The sequence below is a fragment of the Allobosea sp. genome (genome assembly GCF_036675845.1).
GTDB lineage: Bacteria > Pseudomonadota > Alphaproteobacteria > Rhizobiales > Beijerinckiaceae > Allobosea.
Genome location: NZ_JAKFED010000209.1, coordinates 1 through 11,961, shown reverse-complemented (window position 1 = coordinate 11,961; position 11,961 = coordinate 1). Strand labels below are relative to the sequence as shown.

Below are 11,961 nucleotides of genomic sequence, written 5' to 3'. Positions count from 1 at the left end.
ACCGACCTTGCGACTCGCGCCGTCATTTCCGGGGCAGGCCGCAGGCCTGAGCCCAGAAGCCATGGAAACGGCGCGCCTCCAACGTCATTGCGAGGAGCGTCAGCGACGAAGCAATCCAGGGGCGGCCGTGCGAGCCCTCCTGGATTGCTTCGCTGCGCTCGCAATGACGGAACTCTTGCGGGCAAGCCGTGTCCATCGGTTCCGGGTCAGGCCTTTCAGCCCATCTGGAATGACGGCGCGATGCCGGTAGAGCCCGCCTGCCTGCCGTTACTGCCGCCAGAAGGCCCAGCGAGCCGACTGGTTCACGCGCTCGACATCGCTGCGCGACAGCGCCATGTCCGACAGCGCCAGATCGTCCATGCGATAGAGCGCTCGCGCACTCGCCCGCTCCGCCAGCCAATCCTCGAAGCGAAGGAACAGGCCGGGCAGCCCATGGACCGCGCGCGGCGCGGCGGCGGGGGAAAGATTTTCTGTGGCGATGCTGGCCGGCATGGCGGCCTCCTATGATGCGTTTCTTGCCATGAATCTGGGGCTTGCCCGGGCCGCAAGCAAATGAGAACTTCTTCGCCTCCGCCCAAGCTGGACTTGGCCTGCCGATGCCCCGTCGCCACCTGCCGCCGCTGACCTCGCTGCGCGCCTTCGAGGCGGCTGCGCGGCATCTCAACTTCGAGCGGGCGGGAGACGAGCTTGCCGTCACCGCCAGCGCGGTCGGGCAGCAGGTGAAATCGCTCGAGACCTGGCTCCGGCGGCCTCTCTTCGTCCGGCTGCCGAGCAAGGGCGTGGCGCTGACGGGCATCGGACAGCGCTATGCCGCCTCGATCGCGCAATTGCTCGACCAGCTCGACGAAGCCACGGCGCGGGCCCTACGGCCCGATACGTCGAACGTCCTGACGGTCAGCACGATGCCGAGCTTCGCCCTGAGCTGGCTGATCCCGAGGCTCGGCTCGCTCAAGGAACGCCACCCCGAGCTGGAAGTGCGCATCTCGGTCTCGCTCAGTCTCACCGACTTCACCCGCGAGGATGTCGATGTCGCCGTCCGCTACGGGCGCGGCACCTATCAAGGCCTGCGCTCCGAACTGCTGATGGAGGAGAACTTCTTTCCGGTCTGCAGCGCGTCGCTCCTCAACGACCCGGCGCGCCCGCTGCGCCAGCCCGCGGATTTGCGCCATCACACCTTGCTGCACGAGATCGCGGAAGGGATTCCCGACTACGTCACCTGGGTGCAATGGCTCGCTCTGGCGGGCGTCGACGATATCGACGCGAGCCATGGCCCGCGCTTCTCGCACACCTTCCTGGCGTTGCAGGCCGCCTCCTCCGGTCAGGGCATCGCTTTGGCGACGAGTGCGCTGATCGGCGACTATCTCGACGCCGGCCGCCTCGTCCGGCCGTTCCCGCATCAGGTGAAGAGCTCCCACCAGTATTATGTGGTCTGCCCCGAGGCATCGGCGGATCGGCCGGCGATCGCAGCCTTCCGGAACTGGATACGCGATGAGGCCGCGGCTCACCTGGACCAGCACTGAAACCGGCGGCGAGCTCAGCCGGCAGGCTCCGGCCGGATCACCGGCAGGCGCAGCAGCCGCGCCGCCGCATGGTCGAGGAAGGCGCGCAGCTTCGGCGCCACGGGCTGGCCGCCCGGCACGACGAGCTGGACCGGCAAGGGCGGCGGCTCCCATTCGCGCAGCACCCGGATGAGCGTGCCGGCCACAAGGTCTGGCGCGACCTGGTAGGACAGCGCCCGCGCCACGCCGCGCCCCGAACGCGCCGCGATCAACGCCGACTCGACCTCGTTGACGATCAGCCGCGGCGTCACCGCCACGCCCGCGCCGCGGCCACCGCCCGCAAAGCGCCAGTGCATCGTCTGCCCGGCTGCGATGCTGGCGATGGTGTCATGGCCCGAAAGATCGGCCGGCCGCTTCGGCACACCGCGGCGCTCGAGATATTCCGGCGCCGCGACCAGCACGCGGCGGACCTCGCCGACCTTGCGGACGACCAGCCGCGAACTCGGCAGCGCCCCGATCCGGACCGCAAGATCGAGCCCTTCCTCGATCAGGTCGAGATTGCGGTCTGCCAGCGTGAGCTCGATCTGGGCCTCGGGATGGAGGTCGAGGAATTCGGCGACGATCGGCGTGACATGGCGCCGGCCGAAGGCGAGCGGCGCCGTGATCCGCAGCAGGCCGCGTACCGGCGCGCCGGCGACGCCCGATAGCGAGGCCTCATATTCGGCAAGGATGCGCCGCGCCGAACCCGCCAGTTCGCGGCCGGCCTCGGTCGCCATCAGCTGCCGCGTCGTGCGCGCGATCAGGCTCACGCCGGCGCGCTTTTCCAGTGCCGCGAGCGCCCGCGTCACAGCGGGACGCGAACGCCGGAGCTGCCGCGCCGCGCCGGCCAGGCTGCCCGTATCGATGATCGCGATGAAGATGGAAAGCTCGTCGAGGCGGTCCAGCTCGATTGCTCCGAATGGAATTCTGAGTTGCAACCTTACCCGCTTTCGCTCTCCTGATGAAACAATCAGATTGCTCTCGCAACAGCGAGGTTTTCCATGTCCAGCTCCCGCATCGTCCTGCACGGCACCGCCCTGTCCGGCCACACCCATCGCGTCGAGCTGCTCCTGCGGGCGCTCGGTCTCGATTTCGACTTCGCCGACGCCCCGGCCGATATCCGGCGTGGCGAGGCTTTTCGCGCCCTCAACCCGCTCGGCCAGATCCCGGTGCTGCAGGATGGCGCGCTCACCCTCGCCGACAGCAACGCCATCATGGTCTATCTGGTGAGACGCCATGCGCCTGAGAGCGACTGGCTGCCGGCCGATCCGGTCGCCGCGGCGCAGGTCCAGCGCTGGCTCTCGATCGCGGCCGGCGAGGTCATGCACGGGCCGTCGATCGCGCGGCTCATCGCCCAGTTCAAGTTCCAGGACGACCCGGAGCGGGCGCAGCGAATCGCGGCGCGCCTGCTCGCCTTCATGGACGGCCACCTGCAGGGGCGCGCCTTCCTCGCCGCCGACCACCCGACGCTCGCCGATCTCGCCTGCTATTCCTATGTCGCGCATGCGCCGGAGGGCGGCATTCCCCTCGCCCCCTATCCCGCCGTGAACGGCTGGATCGCCCGGGTCGAGGCCCTGCCCTTCTTCAAGCCGATGCGGCGCTCGCCCATTCCCGCAAAGGCCTGACGCGATGGACGGGTCAGCCTTTCACCAAGGCGAGCTCGCGGCGCAGGCTCGCGCCGGCCTCAGTTCGCGGGGAACCGGTATCCGCAGTTTCATGCCCGACCAGCATCGCAATTTCTTCGCGCTGCTGCCCTGTCTCTTCGCGGCCGGACGCGATGCCGGGGGCCATCCGATCGCGACCGTGCTGGCCGGCGACGAGGGTTTCGTCACCAGCCCCTCGCCGACGGAGCTCGCCATCGCGGCGCTGCCGGCCGCCGAGGACCCTGCCGACGCAGCCTTCGCGGCCGGCGCCCCGGTCGGGCTGCTCGGGCTGGATTTCCGCACTCGCCGGCGCAACCGCGCCAATGGCACGATCACCGCGCGCAGCGCCGGCGGCCTGACCGTCGCCGTGGCGGAGAGCTTCGGAAACTGCGCCAAATACATCCAGAGCCGCGAGCCGGCGCGCGTGCCAGGCCGAGCCGTTCCGGCGGAGGAACTCTCCGGGCTCGACGAGGCTGCGAGCACATTGATCGCGCGCTCCGACACGCTTTTCATCGCCAGCGCTTCCGCCGGCGGCGTCGACATCTCGCATCGTGGCGGCCGGCCCGGCTTCGTCGCGGTCGAGGGGGACCGGCTGACCATCCCCGATTTCGCCGGCAACAACTATTTCAACACGCTCGGCAACCTGCTGCTGGAGCCGGCCGCCAGCCTGCTCTTCGTCGACTTCGCCACCGGCGACGTTCTCCAGCTCCAGGGCGAGACCGAGATTCTCTGGGACGGGCCGGAGGTGCTGGAGCTACCGGGAGCGCAGCGGCTCTGGCGTTGCCGGGTCGGGCGCGGCTGGCGGCGCCGGGCGGCGCTGCCGCTGCGCTGGTCGGCGCCCGAGCCGGCACCGACGACGCTCGCCACCGGGATCTGGCGGCGCGAGGCAGGCGCCGCCGGCTCTAAACTATGGATAGAAAACGCATGATCCGACCAGATTGCCCAGCAAACTGGTCGACGCGTGCCCTGACGGCTCAGTAGAGCCGCCCGCCATCCGGCACGGCAAGGCTCGGGCCGATCAGCACGACCTCGCCATCGGCATCCGGCATGCCCAAAACCAGCACTTCCGACATGAACTTGCCGATCTGGCGCGGCGGGAAATTGACCACCGCCAGCACCTGCCGACCCGGAAGATCCTCGGGCCGGTAGTGCCTGGTGATCTGCGCCGACGATTTCCTGCGGCCGATGGCGCCGCCGAACTCGATGACGAGCTTGATCGCCGGCTTGCGCGCCTCGGGAAAAGGCGCGGCCTCGACGATCGTGCCGACGCGGATGTCGACCTTGAGGAAATCCTCGAAGCCGATCGGCGCGGCGGGCTCGGAGGCGTTGCTCAAAACTCCTCCCAGCCGCGATCATTGCCGCCGGCCGCCAGCTTGCGCGGCGCCGCATTGCCATGGCTCGCCGCGGGAGCAGCGGCCCGCGCCGGGCGCGGCGCCGGCGCAGCGGCCTGCGCCATCCGGGTCGCCATCGCCTTGAGCGCAATCACGTCGCCGCCGAGCTTGAAGCGCGAGACCAGCGCGGCGAGGCGATCGGCCTCCTGCGCCAGGGCCTGCGAGGCGGCAGTCGACTGCTCGGCCATCGCCGCGTTCTGCTGCGTCGCCTGGTCCATCTCGTTGACCGCGGTGTTGACCTCCTGCAGCCCGGTCGCCTGCTCCTGTGCGGCCGAGGCGATCTCGGCGACGAGCGAGGTGGCGCGGGTGATCTCGCCGGACATCCGCTCCAGCGCGGTTCCGGTCTGGCCGACCAGGGCGACGCCCTTCTCGACCTCGACCGAGGAGGCGGTGATCAGCCCCTTGATCTCCTTGGCCGCGTCGGCGGAGCGCTGGGCGAGCGCACGGACCTCGGAAGCGACGACGGCGAAGCCCTTGCCGGCATCGCCGGCACGGGCGGCCTCGACGCTGGCATTGAGGGCGAGCAGGTTGGTCTGGAAGGCGATCTCGTCGATGACGCCGACGATCTGCGAGATCTCGTCGGAGGATTTCTCGATGCCGCTCATCGCCGCGACCGCATCGCGGACGATCTGGCCGGACTGTTCGGCCTCACCCTTGACCTGGGTCGTGGCCTGGCTCGCCTGGCGGGCGCCCTCTGCGGTCTGGCGCACCGTCGCGGTCAGCTGGTCGAGCGCGGTTGCGGTCTCCTCGACCGAGGAGGCCTGCTGCTCGGTGCGGCTGGCGAGGTCGTCGGCCGCCTGGCTGATCTCGCCGGCGCCGGCCTTCATGCTCTCGGTGTTGGTGGCGATCTGCCGCATCGTCTCTTCGAGCTGGGCGATGGCCGTGTTGAAGTCCTGCTTCAGCTTGGCGTATTCGGCGCTGAAGGCGACCTCGATGCGATAGGTCAGGTCGCCCTCGGTCAGGCGCTCCAGGCCGGCGCCCAGCGCCTCGACCACGACCGCCTGCTTCTGTGCTTCCTCGCCGCGCTGCGCCTCGTTGAGGCTGCGCTGGGTGTCGGCGGCGCGGCGCTGCTCGCCGGCCTCGGCCTCGGCCTGGACCTTCTCGGCCTCGACCTGCTGCTTCATCAAGGCGCCGTCGCGGAAGACGACCAAGGCGCGCGCCATGCTGCCGACCTCGTCCCGGCGCTCCTGATTGTCGATCGCGACCTCAAGATCACCCGCGGCGAGCGCGCTCATATTGTCCGACAGGCCGGTCAGCATGCGCGAGGCGCGGCGGCTGAGATAGAAGACCAGACCGAACATCAGGAGGGCGAGCGGCACGAGCACGACCGCGACGTCCCGCATCATGCCGGCGAAGGCGGCGTCGACGCTGTCGGCGTGCATGCCGGTGCCGATGGCCCACTGCCATTTCGGCACCCCGACGACATAGGAGATCTTCAGCGAGGGGTCCTTGTCCCCGATCTTCAGCCAGAAATAGTCGACGAAGCCGGCGCCCTCGGTCTTGCCGACCTCGACCAGATCCTTGACGAAGAACTTGTTGTTCGTGTCCTTGAAGGCCAACATGTCGGTGCCGACCAGCTTCGGGTTCGCATGGGCGATGTTGACCCCGTCGAAGCGGATGACGAACACGTAGTTGCCGTTGTCGAAGCGGGCATTGGCGATGGCGTCGAGCGCCAGCTTCTGTGCCTCGGCCTCCTTGAGCTCGCCCTTCTCGACCCGCGCCAGATAGGCGTTCACCGTCGAAGCCGCGGCCTCGACCGTGTTCTTCACCTCGGTGCGCTTCAGGTCGATCATGTCGACACGCGCCTGAGTCAGAGTCACGGCGACACTGACAATGGCGATGACGGCCGACAGGATCGCAATCAGGCCGAATGAGCGGCCGATCGACAGGGAGGCGATATTCTTCAGAAACGACATGTGCGGGGGCCTCGGGAGGAGAGATTCCGCACATTCGCGAGAAATGGCTAAGAGCCGCTTAACGTTGTCACGGTTTGGCCATGATTGCGGAAATCCGTCCCGGAGCCAGGCATCGGCTCAGATCGCCGCCGCGTAACCGTCGCCCTCCTCGCTGCGCAGGCGTTCCCTGCGGCTCTCGCGCCGCCCGCCGCAGAGCGCCCTTGCGAAGCCGCGCAGCGGCGCGGTCAGCCGGTGCACGTCCTCGACGCGAGCCATGATCCGGCCGGCCGATTTCAGCTCGCGGTCGAGCTTCGCCATGGTCCGCGACAATTCCGGTTCGTCATCCACCAGCCAGGTCTCGGCGACGCGGCTCATCAGGAGCACCGCGCCCCGGACACGCACGGCACCGAGACTGTCCTCGGTCGGAATCCCGGCCGAGGCCAGCATGTAGCGCCAGGAATTCACCGCGTTGCGGCCGAGCGCCGCCAGGGCCAGCGGATCGCGCCGCAGCACCGGCATCACGGCGCGCAGCCCGGCCTTGTAGGGCGCAAGCGCATCGAGGCGCCGCATCACCAGGTCGAAGACCCGCTCCTTGTAGGATTCCTCCATGAGGTCGTCCGAGCTGCCGGCCAGCACGGCCTCGTCGGCAATGCGTGCGAGGCCGCCGAGAATGGCGAGCTTCGAGGGAAACAGGCCACGCATCTCGGCCAGCGACAGCCCGGCCTCGCGGGCGATGTCGGGCAGCTCGATCTCGTCCCAGTGGCGGTTCGCCGCCAGCCGGAACAGCGCATCGACCACGGCGCGACGCGGATCGGGTCTAGCAGCGCCGGGCTTGGAAGCGGCCGACTCGGCTGCGGGGGAAGCGGGTTTGCGCGCCATCGGGTTCTCCTGTCGCGTGCCGATACCTTGAAGCTAGGCCCCGCCGCCGCCGGTTGAAAGGCCGCTCAGCCCGAAAGCTCCTCGGCGCGACGTTTGGCGGCAGCGACGGCGCGCCGCATCAGCGGCGGCATGCCGTCCTCGGCCATCAGCACTTCGAGCGCCGCGGCGGTCGTCCCGCCCGGCGAGGTGACGTTCTGGCGCAAGGTCCCCGGCGGCAGCTCCGACTGGAAGAGCATCTCGCCGGCGCCCTCGACGGTTGCCCGGGCCAGCCGCCCGGCGAGATCGGCCGGCAGGCCGGCGGCCGCGCCGGCAGCGGCGAGGCATTCGACCAGATGGAAGACATAGGCCGGCCCCGAGCCCGAGACGGCGGTGACGGCGTCGATCAGCCCCTCATCGGCCAGCCATTCGACCTTGCCGATGCTGCCGAGCAGGGCATCGGTCATCTCGCGCTGGGCGGCGCTGACGCCGGGGCCGGCAGCGGCCGCCGTGACGCCGCGCTGCACCGAGGCCGGCAGGTTCGGCATGGCGCGCACGATCGCCCCGGCATTGGGCAGGCGCTGCGCGAGGTCACCGAGCGTCTTGCCGGCGAGGATCGAGATCAGCAGGGTCCGCGGCCCGATCAGCGCCTGCACCGAGGGGGCTGCGGTGTCGAGCATCTGCGGCTTGGTCGCCAGCACCACGACCTCGGCGGCGGCGACCGACGACGGATTGACCGCCATGCCCTCGGCGGCGGCGAGCGCCGACATCGCCTCGCCGATATGCGGGTCGACCAGGGTGATCCCCGCTCCCTTCATGCCGATCCGCAGCCAGCCCTCAAGCATGGCGCCGCCCATCTTGCCGGCGCCGACGAGCACGAGGGATTGCGGAAGCTGGCTGGACATGGCGTCTCTCTTGTCGATGCCGCGCGTCATTCTCGGGCGCAGCGAAGCGGAGACCCGAGAATCGCTGTCGTGAGATGGCCGGGTCAAGCCCGACCATGACGCGCAGGAAGGCGCCCGGGTCAAGCCCGGGCGCGGCGCCGGCAGACCTTCACGCCTCGCCGGCGGTCTCCAGCAGCGCCCCTTCGAGCCCCTCGCGGGCGCTCTTTCCGGCCCAGACGACGAACTGGAACGCCTGGAAATAGCGTTCGCAGGCGTCGATCGCCGCCTTGATCAGCCCGGCCGCCTGCTCCTCGGTCGGCTCGGCCCCACCCGAGAGCAGCAGCGCGTGGCGATACATCACAACGTTCTCAGTGCTCCACAGGTCGAAATGGCCGAGCCAGAGCTGCTCGTTGACCAGGCTCACCAGGTTCAGCACCTCGGTCCGGCGCCGGTCGGGCACCCGCAGGTCAAAGGCGCAGGCGACGTGGATCGACTCCACTTCCGAGAGCCAGGTGATCGCGACGTGGTAATCCGCCCAGCCTCCGGTGACGGCGACGGAGAGCTCGTCGTCGCTGTCCCGGTCGAAGCTCCAGTGGTTGAGGGCGGCAAGGCGTTCAATCAGATCGAGAGGATTGGAAGGCCGATCGCTTTCGGCATCCAGGTCAAGGTCCATCATGCCCAGGGTCCAACTGCCGGCGCCCTGCCCAAGGCAGGTCCGACGCGTTTGAGAACAGGAACACGGCGACGGGAAAAGCGTAAGGCACACAACCCGACTGAAACGGCCGCAAGCGACCGCCGGTTCATCGGAAAGCTCCGCAAGACGAAGCCTGCCGACGAATCACCTCTCTTCATCGACGATAGCGCAGGCCGGTCAACGCGCCCAACACGCGATGCAGGCTCTGCGGATTCGACCGCCGGCTCAATCCCCTCGCGGCGCTGTCCACAGCGCGAGCCATGCGAGGGGTGCAGTTCAGTCCTTCGCAGGCTTGCCTTCGAGCGCGGCGAGCCGGGCGGCGAGCTTGTCGTTCTCCTCGCGCGCCAGCAGCGCCATCTCGCGCACGGCCTCGAACTCCTCGCGGGTGACCACGTCCATGTCGCGCAGCAGCCGCTCGATCTGGGTCTTGACCACGGTCTCGACCTCGCGGCGCACGCCCTGGGCTGCGCCGGCCGCGTCGGTGGCGAGGCGGGCGATATCGTCGAGGATGCGGTTGCTGGTGCTGACCATCGGAGGCCTCCGGCGAAGCGGCGCCCTGCGCGCCCTGAACCGGAGATATGGCGAAGGAGCGGGCGCGGCGCAATCGCGGCGCTGGCCGCGATGCTCCAGATCATTGCCGGGCCAGCCGGTCAAACCCCGTCGCGCTCGCAATGGCGGCCGGCGCGCGCTATGCCGGAAGCGCCTCGCAACCCGGACGGTCTCCTGCCATGGCCCTGCATTTCTCCTCCGCCGAGTTCGCCCGCCGCCGCGAGGCGCTGCTCTCCGCCATGGCACGCGAACGGCTCGACGCCGCCTTCCTGTTCCAGCAGGAATCGATGTTCTGGCTCAGCGGCTACGACACTTTCGGCTTCTGCTTCTTCCAGTGCCTGGTGGTGAAGGCCGACGGCACCATGGCGCTGCTGACCCGCTCCGCCGATCTGCGCCAGGCGCAGCACACCTCCAACCTCTCCGACATCCGGGTCTGGAAGGACGGCCGCGACGCCAACCCGGCCCGTGACCTGCTGGATCTGGCGCGCGATCTCGGGCTCGCCGGCAAGCGCATCGGCGTCGAGTTCGAATCCTACGGCCTTGTCGCCTCGAACGGCCGCAAGCTCGAGGCCGCCTTCGCCGGTATCAGTGAACTGCTCGACGCCTCGGTGCTGGTGACGCGGCTGCGGGCCGTGAAGTCGCCGGAGGAGATCGTCCATGTCCGCCGGGCGGCGGCCTTGTCCGACGCCGCCGACAGGGCCGCGCTCGACCTGATCCGCGCCGGCGCTGACGAGGGCGACATCCTCGCCGCCCAGCACAACGCCATCTTCTCGGGCGGCGGCGACTATCCGGGCAACGAGTTCATCATCGGCTCGGGCCGCGACGCGCTGCTCTGCCGCTACAAGGCCGGCCGCCGCAAGCTCGACGCCGACGACCAGATCACCCTCGAATTCGCCGGCGTCGACCGCCACTACCATGCCGCGATCATGCGCACCGTCGTGGTCGGCCGGCCGCGCCCGCTGCATCTGCGCTATCACGAGGCGGCCAAGGCGGCGCTGCTCGCCTGCGAGGCGGCGCTGAAGCCCGGCAACACCGCCGGCGACGTCTTCGCCGCCCATGCCTACAGCTTCGATGCGCATGGCCTGTCGAGCCACCGGCTCAACGCCTGCGGCTACTCGCTCGGCGCCAAGTTCACGCCGTCCTGGATGGACTGGCCGATGTTCTACGAGGCCAATGACTGGCCGCTCGAGGCCGGCATGGTGATGTTCGCTCACATGATCCTGATGGATTCGGAAAGCGAGACGGCGATGTGCCTGGGCCGGACCTATCTCGTCGGCGAGACCGGCGCCGAGGCCCTCAACCTGCCCGATCTGGACCTGGCGCTGCGTTAGGCCTGGAGCCGGATGCTATCGGGCGGAATCGCAAGGCGCTTCCGCCCGATAGCCGAATCCGTCTCCCATCAAGGAGTTAGACATGTCGTGATCCGAAAAGTGCATTCCACTTTTCGGCGACATGATCTAGAACCAGCGCCGCAGGGAAGACCAGCAATCCAAGCCCGACAACAAGCAGGGCGGGAGGCAACATGTCGGTTCGCAACTACAGCCCCGTCCTGGGGTCCATCGTCGCGCTTGCGCTCGCAAGCTGCCAGGAAACCACGACGGCGGCGCGGCCGCGGGTCGATGCGCCTGGCGTGCCGGTCTCGGTGCAGAGCATTTCCGGCGCCCCCGATCAGGTGACGACCGCCTTCGCCGGGCTGCTCGGCGAAGCGGCGGCCGAGCGCAAGATGGAGATCGTGCCCGGCGACAAGCCCGCCCGCTTCCGCGTCCGCGGCTACCTCACCGCGCAGCCCACCGCCGACGGCCAGACCGCGCTCGCCTTCGTCTGGGACGTCTATGACGAGAGCAAGAAGCGGGCGCAGCGCGTCCAGGGCGAGAGCCTCGGCCGACGCGGCGGCGGCGCCGATCCCTGGGCCGGCATCGACCAAACCATCGTCGCCAAGGCGGCCTCCGATTCGATGGATGCGATCGCCGGTTTCCTCACCACCGCCCCGGCGGCGGAGGCCAAGCCGGACACCAAGAGCAAGACCCGGACGGCGCAGGCCGCCCCCGAAAAGCGCCGCTAGGCCGGCCTTCGACGCACCGAGCGGCCGTTCGGCCACACTCTTGCGACGGAGCAGGTTTTGCATGGCAATCGACCGCGTCGTCGGTCGACTCGGCGTCATCACGCTGTTATGAGCCCTTCGCAACTGAACCGTCCCCGGGCGGCTCCACCCCGTCTGCGTTTTTGGTGCGCCCGGCATGAATTCCTCGATCAAAGTCGTCGCCGGCAATTCCAACCGACCGCTTGCCGAGGCGATCTGCGCCTCGCTCGGCATCCCGCTCGCCAAGGCTTCGGTCCGGCGCTTCGCCGACATGGAGGTCTTCGTCGAGATTCAGGAGAACGTCCGCGGCCAGGATGTCTTCATAATCCAGTCGACCTCGTTCCCGACCAATGACCACCTGATGGAACTGCTGATCATCACCGACGCGCTGCGCCGTTCCTCGGCCAGGCGCATCACGGCGGTGATCCCCTA

14 protein-coding genes are annotated in these 11,961 nt (G+C 69.0%); 6 read left to right on the top strand and 8 right to left on the bottom strand.

Annotation, left to right across the window (positions count from 1 at the left end; genetic code table 11):
- Window positions 1-267: 267 nt before the first annotated feature.
- Entirely contained in the window at window positions 268-492 is a 225-nt protein-coding gene (locus V6M56_RS21860; RefSeq protein ID WP_332687039.1) for a DUF1127 domain-containing protein, read from the bottom strand.
- 104 nt (window positions 493-596) lie between these two features.
- Between V6M56_RS21860 and V6M56_RS21855 the strand changes: the two genes are divergently transcribed.
- Complete coding sequence (locus tag V6M56_RS21855) at window positions 597-1,520, top strand: transcriptional regulator GcvA (RefSeq protein WP_332687037.1); 924 nt, start codon at window positions 597-599, stop codon at window positions 1,518-1,520.
- Window positions 1,521-1,534: 14 nt separating this feature from the next.
- Here V6M56_RS21855 and V6M56_RS21850 read toward each other — a convergent pair whose 3' ends face one another.
- Window positions 1,535-2,476, bottom strand: coding sequence for a LysR family transcriptional regulator (locus tag V6M56_RS21850; RefSeq protein WP_332687035.1), 942 nt, complete (start codon window positions 2,474-2,476; stop codon window positions 1,535-1,537).
- Between the two features lie 63 nt (window positions 2,477-2,539).
- On the opposite strand from V6M56_RS21850, the gene V6M56_RS21845 reads away from it, so the two are divergent.
- On the top strand, window positions 2,540-3,163 hold the full coding sequence (locus V6M56_RS21845; RefSeq protein ID WP_332687033.1) for a glutathione S-transferase family protein: 624 nt from the start codon (window positions 2,540-2,542) through the stop codon (window positions 3,161-3,163).
- Window positions 3,164-3,254: 91 nt separating this feature from the next.
- Window positions 3,255-4,109 (top strand): pyridoxamine 5'-phosphate oxidase family protein, encoded by an 855-nt coding sequence (locus V6M56_RS21840; RefSeq protein ID WP_332687031.1) that lies wholly within the window; start codon window positions 3,255-3,257, stop codon window positions 4,107-4,109.
- Between the two features lie 46 nt (window positions 4,110-4,155).
- Here the strand turns inward: V6M56_RS21840 and V6M56_RS21835 are convergent, their stop codons facing one another.
- The 6 genes from V6M56_RS21835 to V6M56_RS21810 all read right to left on the bottom strand — a co-directional run bounded on the left by V6M56_RS21835 (window position 4,156) and on the right by V6M56_RS21810 (window position 9,431).
- Entirely contained in the window at window positions 4,156-4,515 is a 360-nt protein-coding gene (locus tag V6M56_RS21835; protein WP_332687029.1) for a tRNA-binding protein, read from the bottom strand.
- A complete protein-coding gene (locus V6M56_RS21830; RefSeq protein ID WP_332687027.1) occupies window positions 4,512-6,488 on the bottom strand; it encodes a methyl-accepting chemotaxis protein in 1,977 nt (658 codons plus the stop codon). The genes V6M56_RS21835 and V6M56_RS21830 overlap by 4 nt, the downstream gene beginning before the upstream one ends.
- A gap of 117 nt (window positions 6,489-6,605) precedes the next feature.
- The gene (locus V6M56_RS21825) at window positions 6,606-7,346 is read right to left on the bottom strand and encodes a TetR/AcrR family transcriptional regulator (protein ID WP_332687025.1); all 741 of its coding nucleotides are present in this window, start codon (window positions 7,344-7,346) and stop codon (window positions 6,606-6,608) included.
- Window positions 7,347-7,411: 65 nt separating this feature from the next.
- Entirely contained in the window at window positions 7,412-8,227 is an 816-nt protein-coding gene (gene proC, locus V6M56_RS21820; protein ID WP_332687023.1) for a pyrroline-5-carboxylate reductase, read from the bottom strand.
- Between the two features lie 148 nt (window positions 8,228-8,375).
- Window positions 8,376-8,882, bottom strand: a complete 507-nt coding sequence (locus V6M56_RS21815) for a type III secretion system chaperone family protein (RefSeq protein ID WP_332687021.1) — start codon at window positions 8,880-8,882, stop codon at window positions 8,376-8,378.
- A gap of 294 nt (window positions 8,883-9,176) precedes the next feature.
- Window positions 9,177-9,431 carry an accessory factor UbiK family protein gene (locus V6M56_RS21810; protein ID WP_332687019.1) on the bottom strand — a complete coding sequence of 85 codons (255 nt, stop codon included), beginning with the start codon at window positions 9,429-9,431 and terminating at the stop codon, window positions 9,177-9,179.
- A 197-nt stretch (window positions 9,432-9,628) separates the two neighbouring features.
- On the opposite strand from V6M56_RS21810, the gene V6M56_RS21805 reads away from it, so the two are divergent.
- From V6M56_RS21805 to V6M56_RS21795, 3 genes are all read left to right on the top strand, one after another.
- Entirely contained in the window at window positions 9,629-10,780 is a 1,152-nt protein-coding gene (locus tag V6M56_RS21805; RefSeq protein WP_332687017.1) for a M24 family metallopeptidase, read from the top strand.
- A 191-nt stretch (window positions 10,781-10,971) separates the two neighbouring features.
- Window positions 10,972-11,511, top strand: a complete 540-nt coding sequence (locus V6M56_RS21800) for a hypothetical protein (RefSeq protein WP_332687015.1) — start codon at window positions 10,972-10,974, stop codon at window positions 11,509-11,511.
- A gap of 175 nt (window positions 11,512-11,686) precedes the next feature.
- Window positions 11,687-11,961, top strand: a 275-nt coding sequence (locus tag V6M56_RS21795) for a ribose-phosphate pyrophosphokinase-like domain-containing protein (protein ID WP_332687013.1), incomplete at its 3' end; no start/stop codon positions are given.

What these genes read in the sequence shown, in the direction of transcription:
- V6M56_RS21855 (WP_332687037.1), top strand. Translation starts at nt 597, where the DNA reads ATGCCCCGTCGCCACCTGCCGCCGCTGACCTCGCTGCGCGCCTTCGAG.
- V6M56_RS21860 (WP_332687039.1), bottom strand. Translation starts at nt 492, where the DNA reads ATGCCGGCCAGCATCGCCACAGAAAATCTTTCCCCCGCCGCCGCGCCG.
- V6M56_RS21800 (WP_332687015.1), top strand. Translation starts at nt 10,972, where the DNA reads ATGTCGGTTCGCAACTACAGCCCCGTCCTGGGGTCCATCGTCGCGCTT.
- proC (WP_332687023.1), bottom strand. Translation starts at nt 8,227, where the DNA reads ATGTCCAGCCAGCTTCCGCAATCCCTCGTGCTCGTCGGCGCCGGCAAG.
- V6M56_RS21830 (WP_332687027.1), bottom strand. Translation starts at nt 6,488, where the DNA reads ATGTCGTTTCTGAAGAATATCGCCTCCCTGTCGATCGGCCGCTCATTC.
- V6M56_RS21840 (WP_332687031.1), top strand. Translation starts at nt 3,255, where the DNA reads ATGCCCGACCAGCATCGCAATTTCTTCGCGCTGCTGCCCTGTCTCTTC.
- V6M56_RS21810 (WP_332687019.1), bottom strand. Translation starts at nt 9,431, where the DNA reads ATGGTCAGCACCAGCAACCGCATCCTCGACGATATCGCCCGCCTCGCC.
- V6M56_RS21825 (WP_332687025.1), bottom strand. Translation starts at nt 7,346, where the DNA reads ATGGCGCGCAAACCCGCTTCCCCCGCAGCCGAGTCGGCCGCTTCCAAG.
- V6M56_RS21815 (WP_332687021.1), bottom strand. Translation starts at nt 8,882, where the DNA reads ATGATGGACCTTGACCTGGATGCCGAAAGCGATCGGCCTTCCAATCCT.
- V6M56_RS21845 (WP_332687033.1), top strand. Translation starts at nt 2,540, where the DNA reads ATGTCCAGCTCCCGCATCGTCCTGCACGGCACCGCCCTGTCCGGCCAC.
- V6M56_RS21805 (WP_332687017.1), top strand. Translation starts at nt 9,629, where the DNA reads ATGGCCCTGCATTTCTCCTCCGCCGAGTTCGCCCGCCGCCGCGAGGCG.